A 15,118-nucleotide genomic window follows, 5' to 3' on the forward strand; every position below is an offset into this window, starting at 1 on the left:
CGATCCACGCGCGGCTCATGTCCGCCCGCCGATTAGCCCGCATTTCCACGCCAGTTCAACCCCGCAAACGGCTGGCGTGCCGGGGCATTGACGGTTAAATGAGCGGCCATGCCCCTTCGCCACCGTCCCTCCGCCGGATCAGCCGGTTTCAGCCTGCTGGAAATGCTGGTGGCGCTGGCGGTGTTCTCGATCGCCGCGCTCGCGCTGATCAAGCTGCAGGGGGCGAGCTTGATGCAGACCGCCGAACTCGACAGCCGGTTGTACAGCGAAGTGGTGGTGCGCAATCTCGCAGTCGAGGCGCTGACCGATCCCAACCCGCCCTCGCTTGGCGATTCGCAAGGCGCAACGACCAATGCGGGGCGCAGCTTCACCTGGCGGCGCACAACCAGCGCGCTGGATGGCGGCGAGATGCTCAAGGTCGATCTGGCGGTAAAGCAGGCGGCGGGACCCGAGGTGACGCTGACAGTGCTGAGACCGGTGTTGTGAGCGACGTGCACCCCATTCCTGCATTCGTCACCGTTCGCGGGAATGACGGGGAGTGGCGCGGGCCAGGGGAGCGCGGCTTCACCCTGATAGAGATGATGGTCGCACTGTTCATCTTCGGAATGATCGCCAGCGCTTCCGTTTTCCTGCTGCGCCAGAGCGTCGAGGCCGAGGCGCGCAGCGCGGTGCGGCTCGAGGAGATGGGCGATCTGCGCCGCTTCTCCGCGATCCTGGCGCAGGACATGACGCTGATGCTGCCGCGCCCGTCGCGCGATGCGGTGGGAAGCGACAGGGTTGCGCTGATGAGCGGAGATGGCCTGCTGCTCGGCTTCACCCGCCAGGTGCCGCAGATCGATCCGCAGCCCGGAGCCTCGAGCCTGCAGCGAGTCGAATGGGCGCTGGTCGACGGCCGCCTCACTCGAGCGACCGCACCCAAGGCCGATGGCGCGGCGACATCGGCTCCGGTGCCGATCCTGGAGGGGATCGAATCGGTTCAGATGCGCTATCGCGACCGGCTTGGCGTGTGGCAACCCGACTGGCGCCCGCAGCGTACCGACGAACTTCCGATCGCGATCGAGCTCACCCTGGCGCAGGCGGGCAACCCCGGGGCGCCGCTGGTGATGCAGTTCCTGGTCTCCGGGGGCGGCGGATGAGCGCGCCGGGCAAGCCATCCGAGCGCGGCATTGCGCTGCTCAGTGTGCTGCTACTGGTTGCCGTGATGGCGATCGTCACCACGCTGATCCTCGACCGGGTGAACCTCGCGGTCAGGCTCGCGGGCAACGCCGGTGCTGCCGACCGCGCGCGGTTTGCGGCGCTGGGCGCCGAAGGCCTGGCTGCGCGCGAGATCAAGCGGCGTCTCGACCAGTCTCCGGCGCGCACCGTCAATGTCGGTGGCTGGCTGGGTGCGCCAATGGTGCTTCCCGTCGATGACGGCTCGGGGGCAACCGTCACCGCGACGGTGCGCGATGGCGGGAATTGTTTCAATCTGAACTCGGTGGTGGCGGGCCAGCCGGGTGATTTGGCCGCGCGGCCGGTCGGCATCGGCCAGTTCGCCGGTCTGATGACCGCGCTCGGCGTGCCCGCGCAGGATTCAGCAGCGCTTGCCGATGCGCTCGCCGACTGGATCGACACCGATTCCGTGCCGCTGCCCGCCGGCGCCGAGGACCAGTTCTACATGCAGGGCGAGGCACCCTTTCGCACCGCGGGCCAGCTGCTCGGCGACAAGGGCGAGGTGCAGGCGCTGCGTGGCATGACACCGCAGCTTTATGCCCGGCTGGAGCCCTGGATCTGCGCGCTGCCCGATGCGATTCTCTCGCCGATCAACGTCAACACACTGCTGCCCGAGCAGGCGCCGCTGATCATGATGCTCGCCCCCGGCCAGATCCCGCTGGAGCGCGCGCGCCGGCTGATCGAGCAGCGCCCGCCGCTGGGCTATGCCCGGATCGCCGACTTCTGGCGGCCGCTGGCGCTGCAATCGCAGACCTTCGGGCCCGAAATCGAATCGCAGCCGCAGATCGTCAGCCGCTGGTTCGAGCTCGATCTGGTGATCGCGCAGGGCGAGAGTCGCTGGCGGCAGACCAGCCTGCTCGACGCGCAACTGACGCCCGCGCGCATCATCGCACGGCGGATCGGCGAGCCGTAAGTGCCCGCCTAATTTAATTACAGCATTACGACAGATTTCCGCATTTTCCCTTGCATTGGTCCCATGCTTTGTAAGATAGCGAGCCGCGCCAATCGTTGCTTGACGATTGTCCCCACGCGCTCCTAAGGAGCGCCTCCGCGTGGCGTGTGCAGTGTGTGGCGACCGTAGCTCAGTTGGTTAGAGCGCCGGTTTGTGGTACCGGAGGTCGGGGGTTCGAGACCCCTCGGTCGCCCCATCTGCCCTTGATATCGAGGCTTTTCAGCCCCCGCCGCGTCATGACCAGCCGGGGGAGTGCGCGCGTGCAAAGCTATTGGGATCTGCCTGACTTCGACGAGCATGAGGCTGTGCAGTATGTGCACGACCGCGCCTCGGGTCTTTCGGCGATCATCGCCATCCACTCGACCAAGCTGGGCCCCGCAGGCGGCGGCACGCGCTTCTGGCATTATGCCGACAAGGGCCGCGCGATCACCGATGCGCTGCGCCTCTCGCGCGGCATGAGCTACAAGAACGCCATGGCCGGCCTGCCGATGGGCGGCGGCAAGGCCGTGATCCTCGCCGATGCCGACAGCCGCAAGACCCCCGAAATGCTCGCAGCCTTTGGCGATGCGATCGAGGCCCTGGGCGGGCGTTATGTCACCGCCGAGGATATCGGCATGTCGGACGCCGACATGGTCGCGATCTCCAAGCGCACCCGTTTCGTCTCGGGCCTGCCGGTGCAGCAGGAAGGTTCCGCAGGAGGCGATCCCGGCCCGTTCACAGCCAATGGCATCTTCCAGGGCGTCAAGGCCGCGGTGCAGTTCAAGCTGGGCACCGACCGCCTCAAGGGCGTGCGTATCGCGGTGCAGGGCACCGGCAGCGTCGGCGGCGGGCTTGCCCGGCTGCTGGCGGCAGAGGGCGCCGATCTGACGCTCGCTGATGTCAACGCCGACCGCGCGCAGGCGCTAGCCGACGAACTGGGCGCGACGACCGTCTCTGCCGACCGCATCATGCAGGTAGAGGCCGATGTGTTCAGCCCCAACGCGCTGGGCGCGATCCTCGATTCGGAGAGCATCGAGAAGCTCAACGTCAAGATCGTCGCGGGCGGCGCGAACAACCAGCTCGCGCGGCCGCACCACGCCGACATGCTGGTCGACCGCGACATCCTCTATGCGCCCGACTATGTGATCAACGCAGGCGGCATCATCTCGGTCGCGCTCGAATATTTCGCACAGGCCGAAGGCCGCACCGCACAGGTCGAGGATGTGCTCGCCCGACTGACGGGGATCCCCCAGCGGCTGACCGGCATCTGGCAGGAAAGCCGTTCGACCGGCCAGTCGCCCGCCGCAGTGGCGGATGCGATGGCGCAGAAGCTGATCGGGCGGGGTTGAGCGACGTTTTCGCTGGTCGCTAACACTTCCGCTCAGCCTGAGCCTGTCGAAGGCCCCGCTATTTGGTCAGCGTGGGCGCGGGTCCTTCGACAAGCTCAGGATGAGCGGAGGTGGGTACGACTGATGATCGCAGAGCCCCCCACGCAAATTCCCTTGAGGCTGTGCCAGCATCGTGGCAACAAGGGACGACGCCGATATGCCTCGGCGCAAGGAAGCTGACGCAACGCTCGCTCATGCACGGTTTTGCCAATCCTACGCGATTTCTGTCGATTGCCCGTCCGCTGACCCCGGCGTTGATGGTGACCGGCCTGATCATGGTCGCAATCGCCCTGTTTCTCGGACTGTTCAACGCCCCTGCCGACCGGCTGATGGGCGAGACGGTGCGCATTCTCTACATTCACGTTCCGGCCGCGTGGCTGGGCATGGCGGGCTGGACCAGCATCGCCATCGCCAGCCTGGTCGAGCTGGTCTGGCGGCACCCGCTGGCCGGAATCGCCGCGCGCGCCTCGGCACTGCCCGGCGCGTTCTTCTGCGCCTTGTGCCTTGCCACCGGATCGATCTGGGCCAGGCCCACCTGGGGCACCTGGTGGGTGTGGGACGGCCGTCTGACATCGATGCTGGTGCTGCTGTTCCTGTATCTCGGCTACATGGCGCTCGCCGATGCCAGCCAGAAGGATGCCGCGGCCGGGCGGAACGGCACCGGACGGGTCGCTGCGATCTTCGGGCTGATCGGCGCGATCAATGTGCCCATCATCAACCGCTCGGTGGTGTGGTGGAACAGCCTGCACCAGCCGGCCAGCATCACCATGGGCAAGTCGGCGATCGACCCCGCGTTCCTGTGGCCGCTGGGCATGGCGGTGATCGGCTTTTCGCTGATCTTCGGCGCGATCGTGCTGATGCGGATGCGCACCCTGCTGGCGGATATCCGGATAGAGGCGCGGATGCGCAGGCTGGCTGCGGCATGACCCAGTGGACCTATGTCATCATGACCTATGCGCTGGGCATCGGCGGGACCATCGGCCTGATCGGCTATTGCTGGATCGCCCTGAAGCGCGCAGAAGCGCGGCTGGATGCGCTCAAGCGCAAGTGAACCGGACAAATCCATGAAAGCCAAACACCAGCGTCTCGTCCTGATCTGCATCGCCTTTGTCGGCCTGCTGGCGGCGGGGCTGATCGCGGCCTATGCGCTGCGCGATCAGGCGAGCTATTTCTACACCCCGGGCGACATCGCCGAAAAGGGTGTCGAGCCCGGCCAGGCGATTCGGCTGGGCGGCATGGTGCAGCGCGGGTCGATCAAGACTCAGGCGGACGGCGTGACCATCGATTTCATCGTCGAGGACGGCAAGGGCACGGTCCCGGTGCGCTTTACCGGTATCACCCCCGACCTGTTCGTCGAGGGATCTGGCGTGGTTGCCGAGGGCCGGATGGACAAGGCGGGGTTCTTCGTCGCCGACAATCTGCTCGCCAAGCATGACGAAAACTACGTGCCGCGCGAAATGCGCGACATGACCAAGGCCGATGTCGAAAAGGTCGCAGGTACGGTGCAGCAGCCATGATCGCAGAAATCGCGCTTGCCATGCTGTGGCTCGCCGCAGCGCTCGCGGTGCTGCAGCTTGGCCTTGGCAGCTATGCGTTGACCGCGCGCGGTGCCGAGTTCCTGCGCGCGATCCGCCCGATCGCAGTGGTGCAGGGCGTGCTGGTCGCGATTGCCTTCGCGCTGCTGATCGTTCTGTTCCTGCGCACCGACCTGTCGGTCAAATTGGTCGCGGCGAACAGCCATTCGCTCAAGCCCATCATCTACAAGGTCGCCGGAGCGTGGGGCAATCACGAAGGCTCAATGCTGCTGTGGGTGACCGTGATGGGCATGGCGGGCGGTTTCGTCGCGCTGCTCGAGCGGCGGCTGAACGAGCGCACGATGGTCGCGACGCTGGCAGGCCAGGCGTTCGTCAGCCTGGGCTTCTATGCCTTCATGCTGTTTTCCTCCAACCCGTTCGAGCGATTGAACCCCGCACCGGTGGAGGGCAACGGTCTCAACCCGCTGCTGCAGGACCCCGGTCTCGCCTTCCATCCGCCGACGCTCTATATCGGCTATGTCGGGCTTTCGATCGCGTTCTCGTTCGCGGTCGGCGCGTTGATCACCCGCGATGTCGGCCCCGCCTTTGCCCGCGCGATGCGCCCCTGGGTGATGGGCGCGTGGATTTTCCTCACGCTCGGCATCACCGCGGGATCGTGGTGGGCCTATTACGAACTCGGCTGGGGCGGCTGGTGGTTCTGGGATCCGGTCGAGAACGCCTCGCTGATGCCCTGGCTCGCCGCAACCGCCTTGCTGCATTCGGTGAGCGTGCTGGCGACGCGCAACGCGCTCAAGGCCTGGACGGTGATGCTCGCGGTGGTCGCGTTCTCTATGTCGATGGTCGGCACCTTCCTGGTGCGTTCGGGGATTTTGACCAGCGTGCATGCGTTTGCGGTCGATCCGGAACGCGGCAGCTTCATCCTCGCGTTGCTCGCGATCTATATCGGCGGCGCGCTCGCTCTGTTCGGGCTGCGCGCATCGACCGTCACCGAGGGCGCGCGCTTCCATCTGTTCAGCCGCGAAGGCGCGCTGGTGATGAACAACGTGCTGCTGGTCGGCGTGCTGGGCATTGTCCTAATGGGGACGCTCTATCCCTTGGTAACCGAGGCGTTCGACACCAAGGTGTCGGTCGGCCCGCCCTATTTCAATCCGGTGAGCGCGATCTTCGTGTTCCCGATGCTGATCATCATGGCGGCAGGCCCGCTGATGCGCTGGCGCTCGGACAATGGCCGCAAGCTCACCAGCCTGATGGCGGTGCCTGCGCTCGTGGCCGCAGCCACGCTGGCGCTGGTCGTGGTGTTCGGCGGCGATATCGGCGTGCTGCCCCTGCTCGGCCTCGTGTTTGCAGGAGGTTTGGCGGTCGCCAGCGTGCTGCCCTTGTGGAAGCGCAACCTGCGCCGCACGCCGGCGCATATCTACGGCATGGTCATCGCGCATCTGGGGATCGCGGTTGCGCTAGCCGGAATGGCATCCGAAAGCGCGTTCAACACCGAAAAGCTGGTGGCGAGCGAATTCGGCCAGAGCCACAAGGTCGGCCCCTGGACGATCGAGATGCAGGGTGTTCGCCCGATCGCCGGCGCCAACTGGACCGCGCTCGAGGCGCGGCTGGTCGCGCGCTATGGCGACAGCAACGTGCAGACCGTGCTCAATCCGCAATCGCGCATGTTCGCATCTCCGCCGACCGCGACCAACGAGGCCGCCTTGCTGACCCGCTGGAACGGCCAGTTGTACGTCGTGCTGGGCGAAGAGGGTGAGGATGGCCGCTGGCAGCTTCGCCTGTGGTGGAAGCCCTTCGTGCCGCTGATCTGGTATGGCGGGTTGATGATCGGGCTGGGCGGCATTCTCGCGCTGGTCGGGCGCACCTCGCGCGACCTGCGCCGCAAGGACCAGCCCGAGTACGAGCCGATCGCCGCGCCTGCTCCGGGCACGCCTGCTGCCGGGGGCAAGGAAGCGCTGGCATGAGCCTTCTGATCGCATGAAACACTGGGCCATCTGGCTGCCGCTCGCGCTGTTCGGCGTGCTGTTCGCCGTGTTTGCGAGCGGCCTGATCGCGCCCGGAGATCGCACCATCAGCTCGCAGATGATCGGCAAGCCGCTGCCCGATTTCGATCTGCCCCAGGCAGTGCCCGATCGGCCCGCGCTGGCGCGCACAAACTTCACCGATGGCAAGCCCCGGCTGCTCAACGTCTTTGCCAGCTGGTGCGTGCCCTGCATCGCCGAGGCGCCGTATCTGCAGCAGCTCGCCGATGCCGGGGTCGAGATCAACGGCGTCGCAATCCGTGATCGCGGTCCAGACGTGCAGGCGTTCCTTGCGCGCAACGGCAACCCCTATGCGCGGATCGGCGCGGACGATGTCAGCAAGATCCAGTTCGACCTGGGCTCGTCGGGCGTCCCTGAAACCTTCGTCATCGATGGCAAGGGCATGATCACCTATCAGCATATCGGCGACATCCGTCCCGAGCATGTGCCCGTGATCCTGCAGAAACTGAAGGAAGCGCAGTGATGCGGGGCCTGATCCTGTTGCTCCTCGCCCTGTTCGCGCAGCCGCTCGCCGCGCAGGATACTCTTCCGCCCGCGCCCTACGCCTACAAGCAGCTCGATGACCCGGCGAAGGAAAAGTCCGCGCAGGATCTGATGATGACGCTGCGCTGCCTGACCTGCCAGAGCCAGTCGATCGCGGATTCGGACGCGCCGATGGCAGGCGATATGCGCCATCAGGTGCGCACGCGCATCGCAGCAGGTGAAGACCCTGAGGCGATCCGGGCGTGGCTGATCGAACGCTATGGCGACTGGGTGTCCTATCAACCGCAGGTGACCGCGATGACCTGGCCGCTTTTCGCGGCACCGATCGTGCTGCTGCTGTTCGCAGGCATCATCGCCCGCAAGCGCTTTGGCAAGGCCAGGGCAACCGGAGACAAGAGCTGATGGCGTGGGTGATCGTTCTGCTGGTGGCCGTGGCCATCATGGCCGGCATGATCTGGCTGGGCAAGCTGCCGCGCCGGGCGTGGGAACTTGCGGGTGCCGCGCTGTTCCTGGGGATTGCAGGCTATGCCTGGCAGGGCCAGCCCTCGCTCGCCGGATCGCCCAAGGAGCCGGTCGAGAAGCTCAGCATGTTCGACGAGGACCTCGCCAAGCAGCGCGACGAGATGGGCGGCAACTTTGGCGATGCCCGCGCCTGGCTGGTGCTCGCCGATGCGCAGAGCCGCCAGGGCAAGTTCGCCACCGCCGCCACCGCGCTCAGCAAGGGCCTGGAGACCTATCCCGAGGACACCGATCTGTGGGTGGCGCTCGGCAATGCGCTGGTCGGCCACAGCAACGGCCTGCTGACGCCTGCTTCGCAGTTCGCCTATCAGAAGGCCGCGACGCTGACCCCCGATCACCCCGCACCGCCGTTTTTCCTGGGGCTGGCGCTCGCAACATCGGGCCAGTTGCAGCAGGCGCGGGCGATCTGGGGCGAGCTGCTCGAGCGCTCTCCGCCCGAGGCCGAATGGCGCGAGGACCTGACCACACGACTCGCGCGGATCGATGCTTTGATCGCCCAGCAGAGCGGTGCGCCCGCGCCGGGCATGCCCGGATCGGTGCCGCCGACTGCGGATCCAGCACAACCCGTTGATTCACAACCATAATCGCCACACCGCGATTATATTGCACCGCATCATGCCGCATGCTAATCCGCGTGCCATTGCCGATTTGGCGATAGGCGAAAGGGGACGATGAACGCGGGCTGCCTGGCCTTCACGCGTTCGCACACTGCCCGATGATAACTGATACTCCTTCAGAAGTGCCCTCAGAGCAACCGAGTGCCGGGTCGATGGCGGGCGAACAGGTGGCCCAGCAGGCTGGCAACGCTGACACGCACAGCAGTTCGGTGGCGTTGCTCGCGTTCGGCGCGATCGGCATCGTGTTCGGCGATATCGGCACCAGCCCGATCTACGCGTTTCGCGAGACCTTTGCCGGGCACCATCCGCTTACCCCTGACCGCGAGCATATCTTCGGCGTCGTCAGCCTGATCTTCTGGTCGATGACGCTGGTCGTGGGGGTGCAATATGTCAGCATCCTGATGCGCGCGGACAACAAGGGGCAGGGCGGCAGCCTCGCGCTCGTCGCACTGATCTCGCGCAGCATCGGACGCACCAGCTATGGCTGGCTGCTCATCCTGCTGGGCGTATTCGCCACCGCATTGTTCTACGGCGACAGCATGATCACGCCCGCAATTTCGGTTCTGTCGGCGGTGGAAGGGTTGACCGTGGTCAATCCCGGGCTGCAACCGCTCGTCATTCCGATCGCGGTCGCGCTGCTGGTGTTCCTGTTCTTCATCCAGTCGCGCGGCACCGCCAAGATCGGGACGTTGTTCGCGCCGATCATGGTGCTCTATTTCACCACGATCACGGTGCTGGGCGTCTACCAGATCCTGTTCAATCCCGAGATCCTGCTGGCGCTGAACCCGTGGTATGCAGTGCGGTTCTTCATCAACGACGGCTGGTTTGCGTTTCTCGCCTTAGGCTCTGTCGTGCTCGCGGTGACGGGGGCCGAGGCGCTGTATTCGGACATGGGCCATTTCGGGCGCGGCCCCTTGCGGCTCTCGTGGTTCGGCTTCGTCATGCCCGCGCTGCTGATCAACTATTTCGGCCAGGGCGCTATGATCATCGGGATGGGGCCTGCAGAGGCTGCCGAGACGATCAAGAACCCGTTCTTCCTGCTCGCGCCCGACATGCTGAGGCTGCCGCTGGTGCTCCTCGCGACCGCGGCCACCTTCATCGCCAGCCAGGCGGTGATCTCGGGCGCGTTCTCGATCACCCATCAGGCGATCCAGCTGGGCTATATCCCGCGTCTGTCGATCAAGCACACCAGCGCTTCGGAAAGCGGGCAGATCTATATCCCGCTGATCAACTGGGTGCTGATGATCGCGGTGATCCTGCTGGTGCTGACCTTCCAGAGCTCGAGCAACCTTGCCGCGGCCTATGGCATCGCGGTGACCGGCGCGATGCTGATCGATACTTGCCTGATGGCGGTGCTGCTGATCGCGATGTGGAAGTGGAAATTGTGGATGGCGATTCCCGTCATCGTCACCTTCGTGGTGGTCGATGGCGCATACTTCCTGGCAAACGCCACCAAGATTCCCGATGGCGGCTGGTTCCCGCTGGTCATAGGCGCGTTCACCTTCACGCTGCTCACCACCTGGGCGCGCGGTCGCAAGCTGATGCGCGAGACGATGATCGAAAGCGCGCTGCCGATCGAGGTGTTCGTCAAGTCCGCGCAAGGTTCGGCCACCCGGGTCAAGGGCACCGCGATCTTCATGGCATCGGCGACCACCGGCGTGCCGACCGCGCTGCTGCACAACATGAAGCACAACAAGGTCATCCATGAGCGCGTCGTCATTCTGACGGTGCAGATCATGGAGGTGCCCTATGTCACCGATGCCAACCGCTTCCAGGTGGAGAGCCTGGGACACGGCTTCTACCGCATGGTGCTGCGTTATGGTTTCATGCAGTCGACCGATGTGCCCGCGGCGCTCAAGGACGTGAAGGAGCTGTGCGGCGGCAAGTTCGAGATGCTGCAGACCAGCTTCTTCCTCTCGCGCCAGACCCTGCTCACCGCCGAACGCCCCGGAATGCCGGTGTGGCGCGAGAAGATCTTCGCCTGGATGCTGCGCAACTCGGCCAGCCCGATGGAGTTCTTCAACCTGCCCTCCAACCGCGTGGTGGAACTCGGCAGCCAGCTGGAAATCTAGAAGGGGGCCGGGCCATGATCGTGATTGCAGGCTTTTATCGTTTCCCGGTCGACCAGCTGGACGCTGTGAAACCGGCGATGGCGCAGATGATCGAGCTGAGCCGTGCAGAGCCGGGCTGCGGGCATTACGCCTTTGCGCACGACGTCGTGGAGCCGGGACTGGTCCGGGTGAGCGAATCCTGGCAGGACGAGGCCGCGCTCAAGGCGCATGCCGCCAGCGCGCACATGGCCGTGTGGCGCGCCGCCAGCGCCGCCCACGGCATTCATGACCGGATGATCACCGCCTATGACGTGACGGGCTCACGGCCGCTCTGATCATCACTCGGCCTTGCAACTGAGCGTCAGGTTGCGCTGCTGCAGGTCGTAGAGCAGGCTGGAACAGCCTTGCAGGAACCGCCTGCCGGCAACGATGCGCAGATCGACCTTCTTTTCCTTCTTGGCGACGACGACGATTTCGTCGGAATCTCCGCCCTCGGCTGCTTCCTGCTCGGCAATGCCCGAGGCATCGCCATAATCGCTGTAACGCACATCGACCGTGTCCAGCATGGTCTGGCCGACGGGAATGGGCTTTGACAGCGTCATCGCGCGGGTGGGGCGCTGGATGCCGAAATAGATCAGGGTCTGGCGGGGTTGTCCGGTAAACCGGCCCTCGCGCTTGCGCGCCAGCCAGTTGCCGGTGGGGGCGCTGGCCAGGGTTTCCGGACGCTGCAGGCTGAACTGGAAGCGAACCTCTTCCCCCTCCAGCGCAAATGTCGTGCCGATCCCGCCGCGCCCGAGAAAGCCGAAATTGTCGAGCGGCAGCTGCTGCGTGCGTTCACTGGCAGCAGCCGCCGCCAGCTGGAAGCGCACCCTTTTGTAGGGCAGCGAGGCAGGGCTGATGGTGCCATCGGCGATGGTGGAGGACGCGCGGTCGGCCCAGAAAATCCGCTGGTTCTTGGGGCCGACCCCGTAATCGACCTTGTGCACGGCCGAATCGCCGCTCACCCGCTCGGGGCCCACCACCGTGATGAAGCCGAACATGCCGGGTTTCAGTTGCAGCCTGGCCGCGACATCCGGGTTGAGCATGGGGGCATCGGCGGCTTCGGGGCGCACCTCGAGCCGCAGGGGCAGACCGTTGATCGTCACGTCGATCAGGTTGTCGCCGGTGAGAACAAGTTCCTCGGGCAGTTGGGCCTTGGGCGCGGCCTCGGCGTGAACCGAACAGGCCAGTGAAGCAGCCGCAACGACAGCGATTGCACGCATGACAATCTATCCCCCTCGATATTCGTCAACACCCGGGAGGAATAAGCCGGTTTCGAGCTTAACCGTCGATGACCGAACAAACGGGCCGCCGTTCCCGGGCGGCCCATGCAAGGCGATCAATAGGCAGAGCGCGCGAGCAGCGATTCCTTCGCCGCGTGGTATTCGCGGGTGAGGCGCCCGACCATGTCGGCGACGGTATCGACCTTGTCGACCGCGCCGATGCCCTGGCCGCTGCCCCAGATGTCGCGCCATGCCTTGGCATCGGTGTTGCCGCCCGATCCGAAGTTCATCGTGCTGTAATCGCCCTTGGGCAGATTGTCGGGATCGAGACCCGCGTTGACAATCGACTGGCGCAGATAATTGCCCGACACCCCGGTGAAGAGGTCGGAATAGACGATGTCGGCGGCCTTGCCCTCGACGATGCCGTTCTTGTAGCCATCGTCGGCGCGCGCTTCGGCCGTCGCGATGAAGGCCGAGCCGATATAGGCGAAGTCCGCGCCCATCGCCTGCGCGGCGAGGATGGCCGCGCCGCTGGCGATCGATCCGGACAGGGCCACCGGGCCGGTGAACCACTGGCGGATTTCCTGCATCAGCGCGAAGGGCGAGATGGTGCCGGCATGGCCGCCGGCGCCTGCCGCCACAGGGATCAGGCCGTCTGCGCCCTTTTCGATCGCCTTGCGCGCGAAGCGGTCGTCGATCACGTCGTGCATGGTGATGCCGCCCCAGTCGTGCACCGCCTTGTTCAGGTCTTCGCGCGCACCCAGCGAGGTGATCACCATCGGCACCTGCCACTTGGCGCAGGTCATGATGTCGGCTTCCAGCCGGTCGTTGGACTTGTGGACGATCTGGTTGACCGCATAGGGCGCGGCGGGCGCATCGGGGTTGGCGCGGTTGTATTCAGCCAGTTCCTCGGTGATCTGGTGCAGCCACTCGTCGAGCTGGCTCTGCGGCCGCGCGTTGAGCGCCGGGAACGACCCGATCACGCCCGCCTTGCATTGCGCAATGACGAGCTCGGGGCCGGAGATGATGAAGAGCGGCGACCCGATGACGGGCAGGCGCAGGTTGTCGCAAAGCGGGGATGGCATGGTCATGGCCGCGACATTAGCCATGGTTCATGGGCTGTCCAGAGGCATTCTTAACCAGGCAATTAAGTTTTGAATGAAAACTGCAGGGGGCCGCTTAATTCCTCCCCGAGCTTGCTCGGAGAGGGGGACCGTTCGCGCATCGAATGGTGGAGGGGCTCGATAACGACGGTTGGTAAGAACCCCTCCCCCATCCTGCGGATGGTCCCCCTCCCCCAGACAAGCTGGGGGAGGATTTGACAGATCAGATCCCCTCGAGCGCGCTCAATACCGCTTTGATCGAAGCCGTCGCGACGTCCTCGTCCACCCCGACGCCGAAGCAGGTCGAGCGGCCGTCGACCGCGCATTCGACATAGGCCGCAGCACGCGCCTTCGATCCTGCGCCGATCGCGTGTTCGCGGTAATCGGCGATGTCGATGGCAATCCCCAGCGCAGCCGACAGCGCATCGACCACCCCCGATATCAACCCGTTGCCGCGCCCGCTGACCGGGATTTCCTTGCCGTCCGCGATGATCCGTCCGACGAACAGCCGGTCGCTGCCCGCCTTGCGCTCCTCGTAATCGACCAGCTGGTACTTGCCCTGGCCGTCGAGCCGATAGCGCGTCTGGAAGGCCTGCCAGATATCGCCCGAGGACAATTCCATGCTTTTGGCATCGGCGAGCGCCTGCACGGTCTTGCTGAAATCGGCCTGCAGCCGTTTGGGCAGCTTGAGGCCCTGGTCCTGCTCGAGCACCCAGGCGACGCCGCCCTTGCCGCTTTGCGAGTTGACGCGGATCACCGCTTCATACGAACGCCCGATATCGGCGGGATCGAGCGGCAGATAGGGCACCTGCCAGTATTGGTCGTTGCGCTTTTCCTGCGCGGCAAAGCCCTTCTTGATCGCGTCCTGATGGCTGCCCGAAAATGCCGTGAACACCAGTTCACCTGCATAAGGGTGCCGCTCGGGCACCTTCAATTGGTTGCAATATTCCACCGTCTTGACAATCTCGTCCATGTCCGAGAAATCGAGCCCGGGGTGCATGCCCTGCGTGTACATGTTGAGGCCCAGCGCCACGAGATCGACATTGCCGGTGCGCTCGCCATTGCCAAACAGGCAGCCCTCGATGCGGTCAGCGCCCGCCATCAGGCCCAGTTCCGCCGCGGCGATGCCCGAGCCGCGATCATTGTGCGGATGCAGGCTGATCACCACGCAATCGCGCCTGCTGATATGGCGGCACATCCACTCGATCTGGTCGGCGTAGATGTTGGGGCTGGAGGCCTCGACCGTCGCGGGCAGATTGAGGATCAGCGGCTTTTCGGGCGTCGGCTGCAGCACCTCGATCACCGCTTCGCAGACCTCCAGGCTGAAATCGAGCTCGGCGGTGGAAAAGGTCTCGGGCGAGTATTCGAAATGCCAGTCGGTCTGCGGATACTTCGCCGCCTGCTCCTTGAGGATGTTCGCACCCTCGACCGCGATCGCCTTGACGCCCGCTCGGTCGAGACCGAACACGACCTCGCGCCACGCGGGCGAGACAGCGTTGTAGAGGTGCACGATCGCGCGATGGACCCCGGCAAGGCTCGCAAAGGTCTTCTCGATCAGGTCGCGCCGCGACTGGGTGAGCACCTGCACGGTGACGTCGGCGGGGATCTTGTTGCCGTCGACGAGGCCGCGGATGAAGTTGAACTCGGTCTCGCCCGCCGACGGAAAGCCGACCTCGATCTCCTTGAGGCCGATCTTGACCAGCAGGTCGAAGAACCGCTGCTTCTTGGGCCCGTCCATCGGGTCGATCAGCGCCTGGTTACCATCGCGCATGTCGGTGGAAAGCCAGCGCGGCGGCGCGGTGATCACCGCATCGGGCCAGGTTCGGTTCGGCAGGTCGACCCGCGGAAAGGCGCGGTATTTTTGCGAAGGATCGGTGAGCATCGGCATGGCTGAAAGGCGCCCCTGGCTGTTTGGTGGTGCGATAAGGGTGGCCAGCAATCAGCGCAACCGGTGATCGGCGCTGGGCGTGCTGGCGGG

General features: G+C 65.2%; 16 protein-coding genes and 1 tRNA gene. 14 read left to right on the top strand and 3 right to left on the bottom strand.

Annotated features, from left to right (window positions below):
* Window positions 1-108: 108 nt before the first annotated feature.
* The 14 genes from gspI to BSY18_RS01070 all read left to right on the top strand — a co-directional run bounded on the left by gspI (window position 109) and on the right by BSY18_RS01070 (window position 11,110).
* Window positions 109-486, top strand: a complete 378-nt coding sequence (gene gspI, locus BSY18_RS01010; protein ID WP_054133491.1) for a type II secretion system minor pseudopilin GspI — start codon at window positions 109-111, stop codon at window positions 484-486.
* Complete coding sequence (gene gspJ, locus BSY18_RS01015) at window positions 483-1,136, top strand: type II secretion system minor pseudopilin GspJ (RefSeq protein ID WP_150126176.1); 654 nt, start codon at window positions 483-485, stop codon at window positions 1,134-1,136. Before gspI ends, gspJ begins: the two co-directional genes overlap by 4 nt.
* The gene (gene gspK, locus BSY18_RS01020; RefSeq protein WP_069049370.1) at window positions 1,133-2,125 is read left to right on the top strand and encodes a type II secretion system minor pseudopilin GspK; all 993 of its coding nucleotides are present in this window, start codon (window positions 1,133-1,135) and stop codon (window positions 2,123-2,125) included. Before gspJ ends, gspK begins: the two co-directional genes overlap by 4 nt.
* Window positions 2,126-2,283: 158 nt before the next feature.
* Window positions 2,284-2,360: transfer RNA gene (locus tag BSY18_RS01025), tRNA-His, on the top strand.
* 64 nt (window positions 2,361-2,424) lie between these two features.
* Window positions 2,425-3,492, top strand: a complete 1,068-nt coding sequence (locus tag BSY18_RS01030) for a Leu/Phe/Val dehydrogenase (RefSeq protein WP_069051618.1) — start codon at window positions 2,425-2,427, stop codon at window positions 3,490-3,492.
* A gap of 233 nt (window positions 3,493-3,725) precedes the next feature.
* On the top strand, window positions 3,726-4,457 hold the full coding sequence (gene ccmC, locus BSY18_RS01035; protein WP_054133488.1) for a heme ABC transporter permease CcmC: 732 nt from the start codon (window positions 3,726-3,728) through the stop codon (window positions 4,455-4,457).
* Window positions 4,454-4,582, top strand: coding sequence for a hypothetical protein (locus tag BSY18_RS21550; RefSeq protein WP_255352523.1), 129 nt, complete (start codon window positions 4,454-4,456; stop codon window positions 4,580-4,582). Before ccmC ends, BSY18_RS21550 begins: the two co-directional genes overlap by 4 nt.
* 13 nt (window positions 4,583-4,595) lie before the next feature.
* Window positions 4,596-5,048 carry a cytochrome c maturation protein CcmE gene (gene ccmE / locus BSY18_RS01040; protein ID WP_069049371.1) on the top strand — a complete coding sequence of 151 codons (453 nt, stop codon included), beginning with the start codon at window positions 4,596-4,598 and terminating at the stop codon, window positions 5,046-5,048.
* Window positions 5,045-7,027, top strand: a complete 1,983-nt coding sequence (locus BSY18_RS01045; protein ID WP_069049372.1) for a heme lyase CcmF/NrfE family subunit — start codon at window positions 5,045-5,047, stop codon at window positions 7,025-7,027. The genes ccmE and BSY18_RS01045 overlap by 4 nt, the downstream gene beginning before the upstream one ends.
* Before the next feature lie 13 nt (window positions 7,028-7,040).
* Entirely contained in the window at window positions 7,041-7,568 is a 528-nt protein-coding gene (locus BSY18_RS01050; RefSeq protein ID WP_054133485.1) for a DsbE family thiol:disulfide interchange protein, read from the top strand.
* Window positions 7,568-7,990, top strand: coding sequence for a cytochrome c-type biogenesis protein (locus tag BSY18_RS01055; protein WP_054133484.1), 423 nt, complete (start codon window positions 7,568-7,570; stop codon window positions 7,988-7,990). Before BSY18_RS01050 ends, BSY18_RS01055 begins: the two co-directional genes overlap by 1 nt.
* Window positions 7,990-8,691 carry a tetratricopeptide repeat protein gene (locus BSY18_RS01060; protein ID WP_069049373.1) on the top strand — a complete coding sequence of 234 codons (702 nt, stop codon included), beginning with the start codon at window positions 7,990-7,992 and terminating at the stop codon, window positions 8,689-8,691. Before BSY18_RS01055 ends, BSY18_RS01060 begins: the two co-directional genes overlap by 1 nt.
* A gap of 185 nt (window positions 8,692-8,876) precedes the next feature.
* Complete coding sequence (locus BSY18_RS01065) at window positions 8,877-10,796, top strand: potassium transporter Kup (RefSeq protein WP_054133482.1); 1,920 nt, start codon at window positions 8,877-8,879, stop codon at window positions 10,794-10,796.
* A 14-nt stretch (window positions 10,797-10,810) separates the two neighbouring features.
* Window positions 10,811-11,110 (top strand): putative quinol monooxygenase, encoded by a 300-nt coding sequence (locus tag BSY18_RS01070; protein ID WP_069049374.1) that lies wholly within the window; start codon window positions 10,811-10,813, stop codon window positions 11,108-11,110.
* 3 nt (window positions 11,111-11,113) lie between these two features.
* Here BSY18_RS01070 and BSY18_RS01075 read toward each other — a convergent pair whose 3' ends face one another.
* From BSY18_RS01075 to leuA, 3 genes are all read right to left on the bottom strand, one after another.
* The gene (locus tag BSY18_RS01075) at window positions 11,114-12,037 is read right to left on the bottom strand and encodes a hypothetical protein (RefSeq protein ID WP_069049375.1); all 924 of its coding nucleotides are present in this window, start codon (window positions 12,035-12,037) and stop codon (window positions 11,114-11,116) included.
* 116 nt (window positions 12,038-12,153) lie between these two features.
* The gene (locus BSY18_RS01080; protein WP_054133479.1) at window positions 12,154-13,128 is read right to left on the bottom strand and encodes an NAD(P)H-dependent flavin oxidoreductase; all 975 of its coding nucleotides are present in this window, start codon (window positions 13,126-13,128) and stop codon (window positions 12,154-12,156) included.
* Window positions 13,129-13,363: 235 nt separating this feature from the next.
* Window positions 13,364-15,028, bottom strand: coding sequence for a 2-isopropylmalate synthase (leuA, locus tag BSY18_RS01085; RefSeq protein ID WP_069049376.1), 1,665 nt, complete (start codon window positions 15,026-15,028; stop codon window positions 13,364-13,366).
* Between the last annotated feature and the right edge of the window lie 90 nt (window positions 15,029-15,118).

The sequence above is a fragment of the Blastomonas sp. RAC04 genome (genome assembly GCF_001713435.1).
GTDB lineage: Bacteria > Pseudomonadota > Alphaproteobacteria > Sphingomonadales > Sphingomonadaceae > Blastomonas > Blastomonas fulva.

Coding starts and splice junctions, on each gene's coding strand:
- gspI (WP_054133491.1), top strand. CDS start 109: ATGCCCCTTCGCCACCGTCCCTCCGCCGGATCAGCCGGTTTCAGCCTG.
- gspK (WP_069049370.1), top strand. CDS start 1,133: ATGAGCGCGCCGGGCAAGCCATCCGAGCGCGGCATTGCGCTGCTCAGT.
- ccmC (WP_054133488.1), top strand. CDS start 3,726: ATGCACGGTTTTGCCAATCCTACGCGATTTCTGTCGATTGCCCGTCCG.
- BSY18_RS21550 (WP_255352523.1), top strand. CDS start 4,454: ATGACCCAGTGGACCTATGTCATCATGACCTATGCGCTGGGCATCGGC.
- ccmE (WP_069049371.1), top strand. CDS start 4,596: ATGAAAGCCAAACACCAGCGTCTCGTCCTGATCTGCATCGCCTTTGTC.
- BSY18_RS01045 (WP_069049372.1), top strand. CDS start 5,045: ATGATCGCAGAAATCGCGCTTGCCATGCTGTGGCTCGCCGCAGCGCTC.
- BSY18_RS01050 (WP_054133485.1), top strand. CDS start 7,041: ATGAAACACTGGGCCATCTGGCTGCCGCTCGCGCTGTTCGGCGTGCTG.
- BSY18_RS01055 (WP_054133484.1), top strand. CDS start 7,568: ATGCGGGGCCTGATCCTGTTGCTCCTCGCCCTGTTCGCGCAGCCGCTC.
- BSY18_RS01060 (WP_069049373.1), top strand. CDS start 7,990: ATGGCGTGGGTGATCGTTCTGCTGGTGGCCGTGGCCATCATGGCCGGC.
- BSY18_RS01065 (WP_054133482.1), top strand. CDS start 8,877: ATGGCGGGCGAACAGGTGGCCCAGCAGGCTGGCAACGCTGACACGCAC.
- BSY18_RS01070 (WP_069049374.1), top strand. CDS start 10,811: ATGATCGTGATTGCAGGCTTTTATCGTTTCCCGGTCGACCAGCTGGAC.
- BSY18_RS01075 (WP_069049375.1), bottom strand. CDS start 12,037: ATGCGTGCAATCGCTGTCGTTGCGGCTGCTTCACTGGCCTGTTCGGTT.
- BSY18_RS01080 (WP_054133479.1), bottom strand. CDS start 13,128: ATGACCATGCCATCCCCGCTTTGCGACAACCTGCGCCTGCCCGTCATC.
- leuA (WP_069049376.1), bottom strand. CDS start 15,028: ATGCCGATGCTCACCGATCCTTCGCAAAAATACCGCGCCTTTCCGCGG.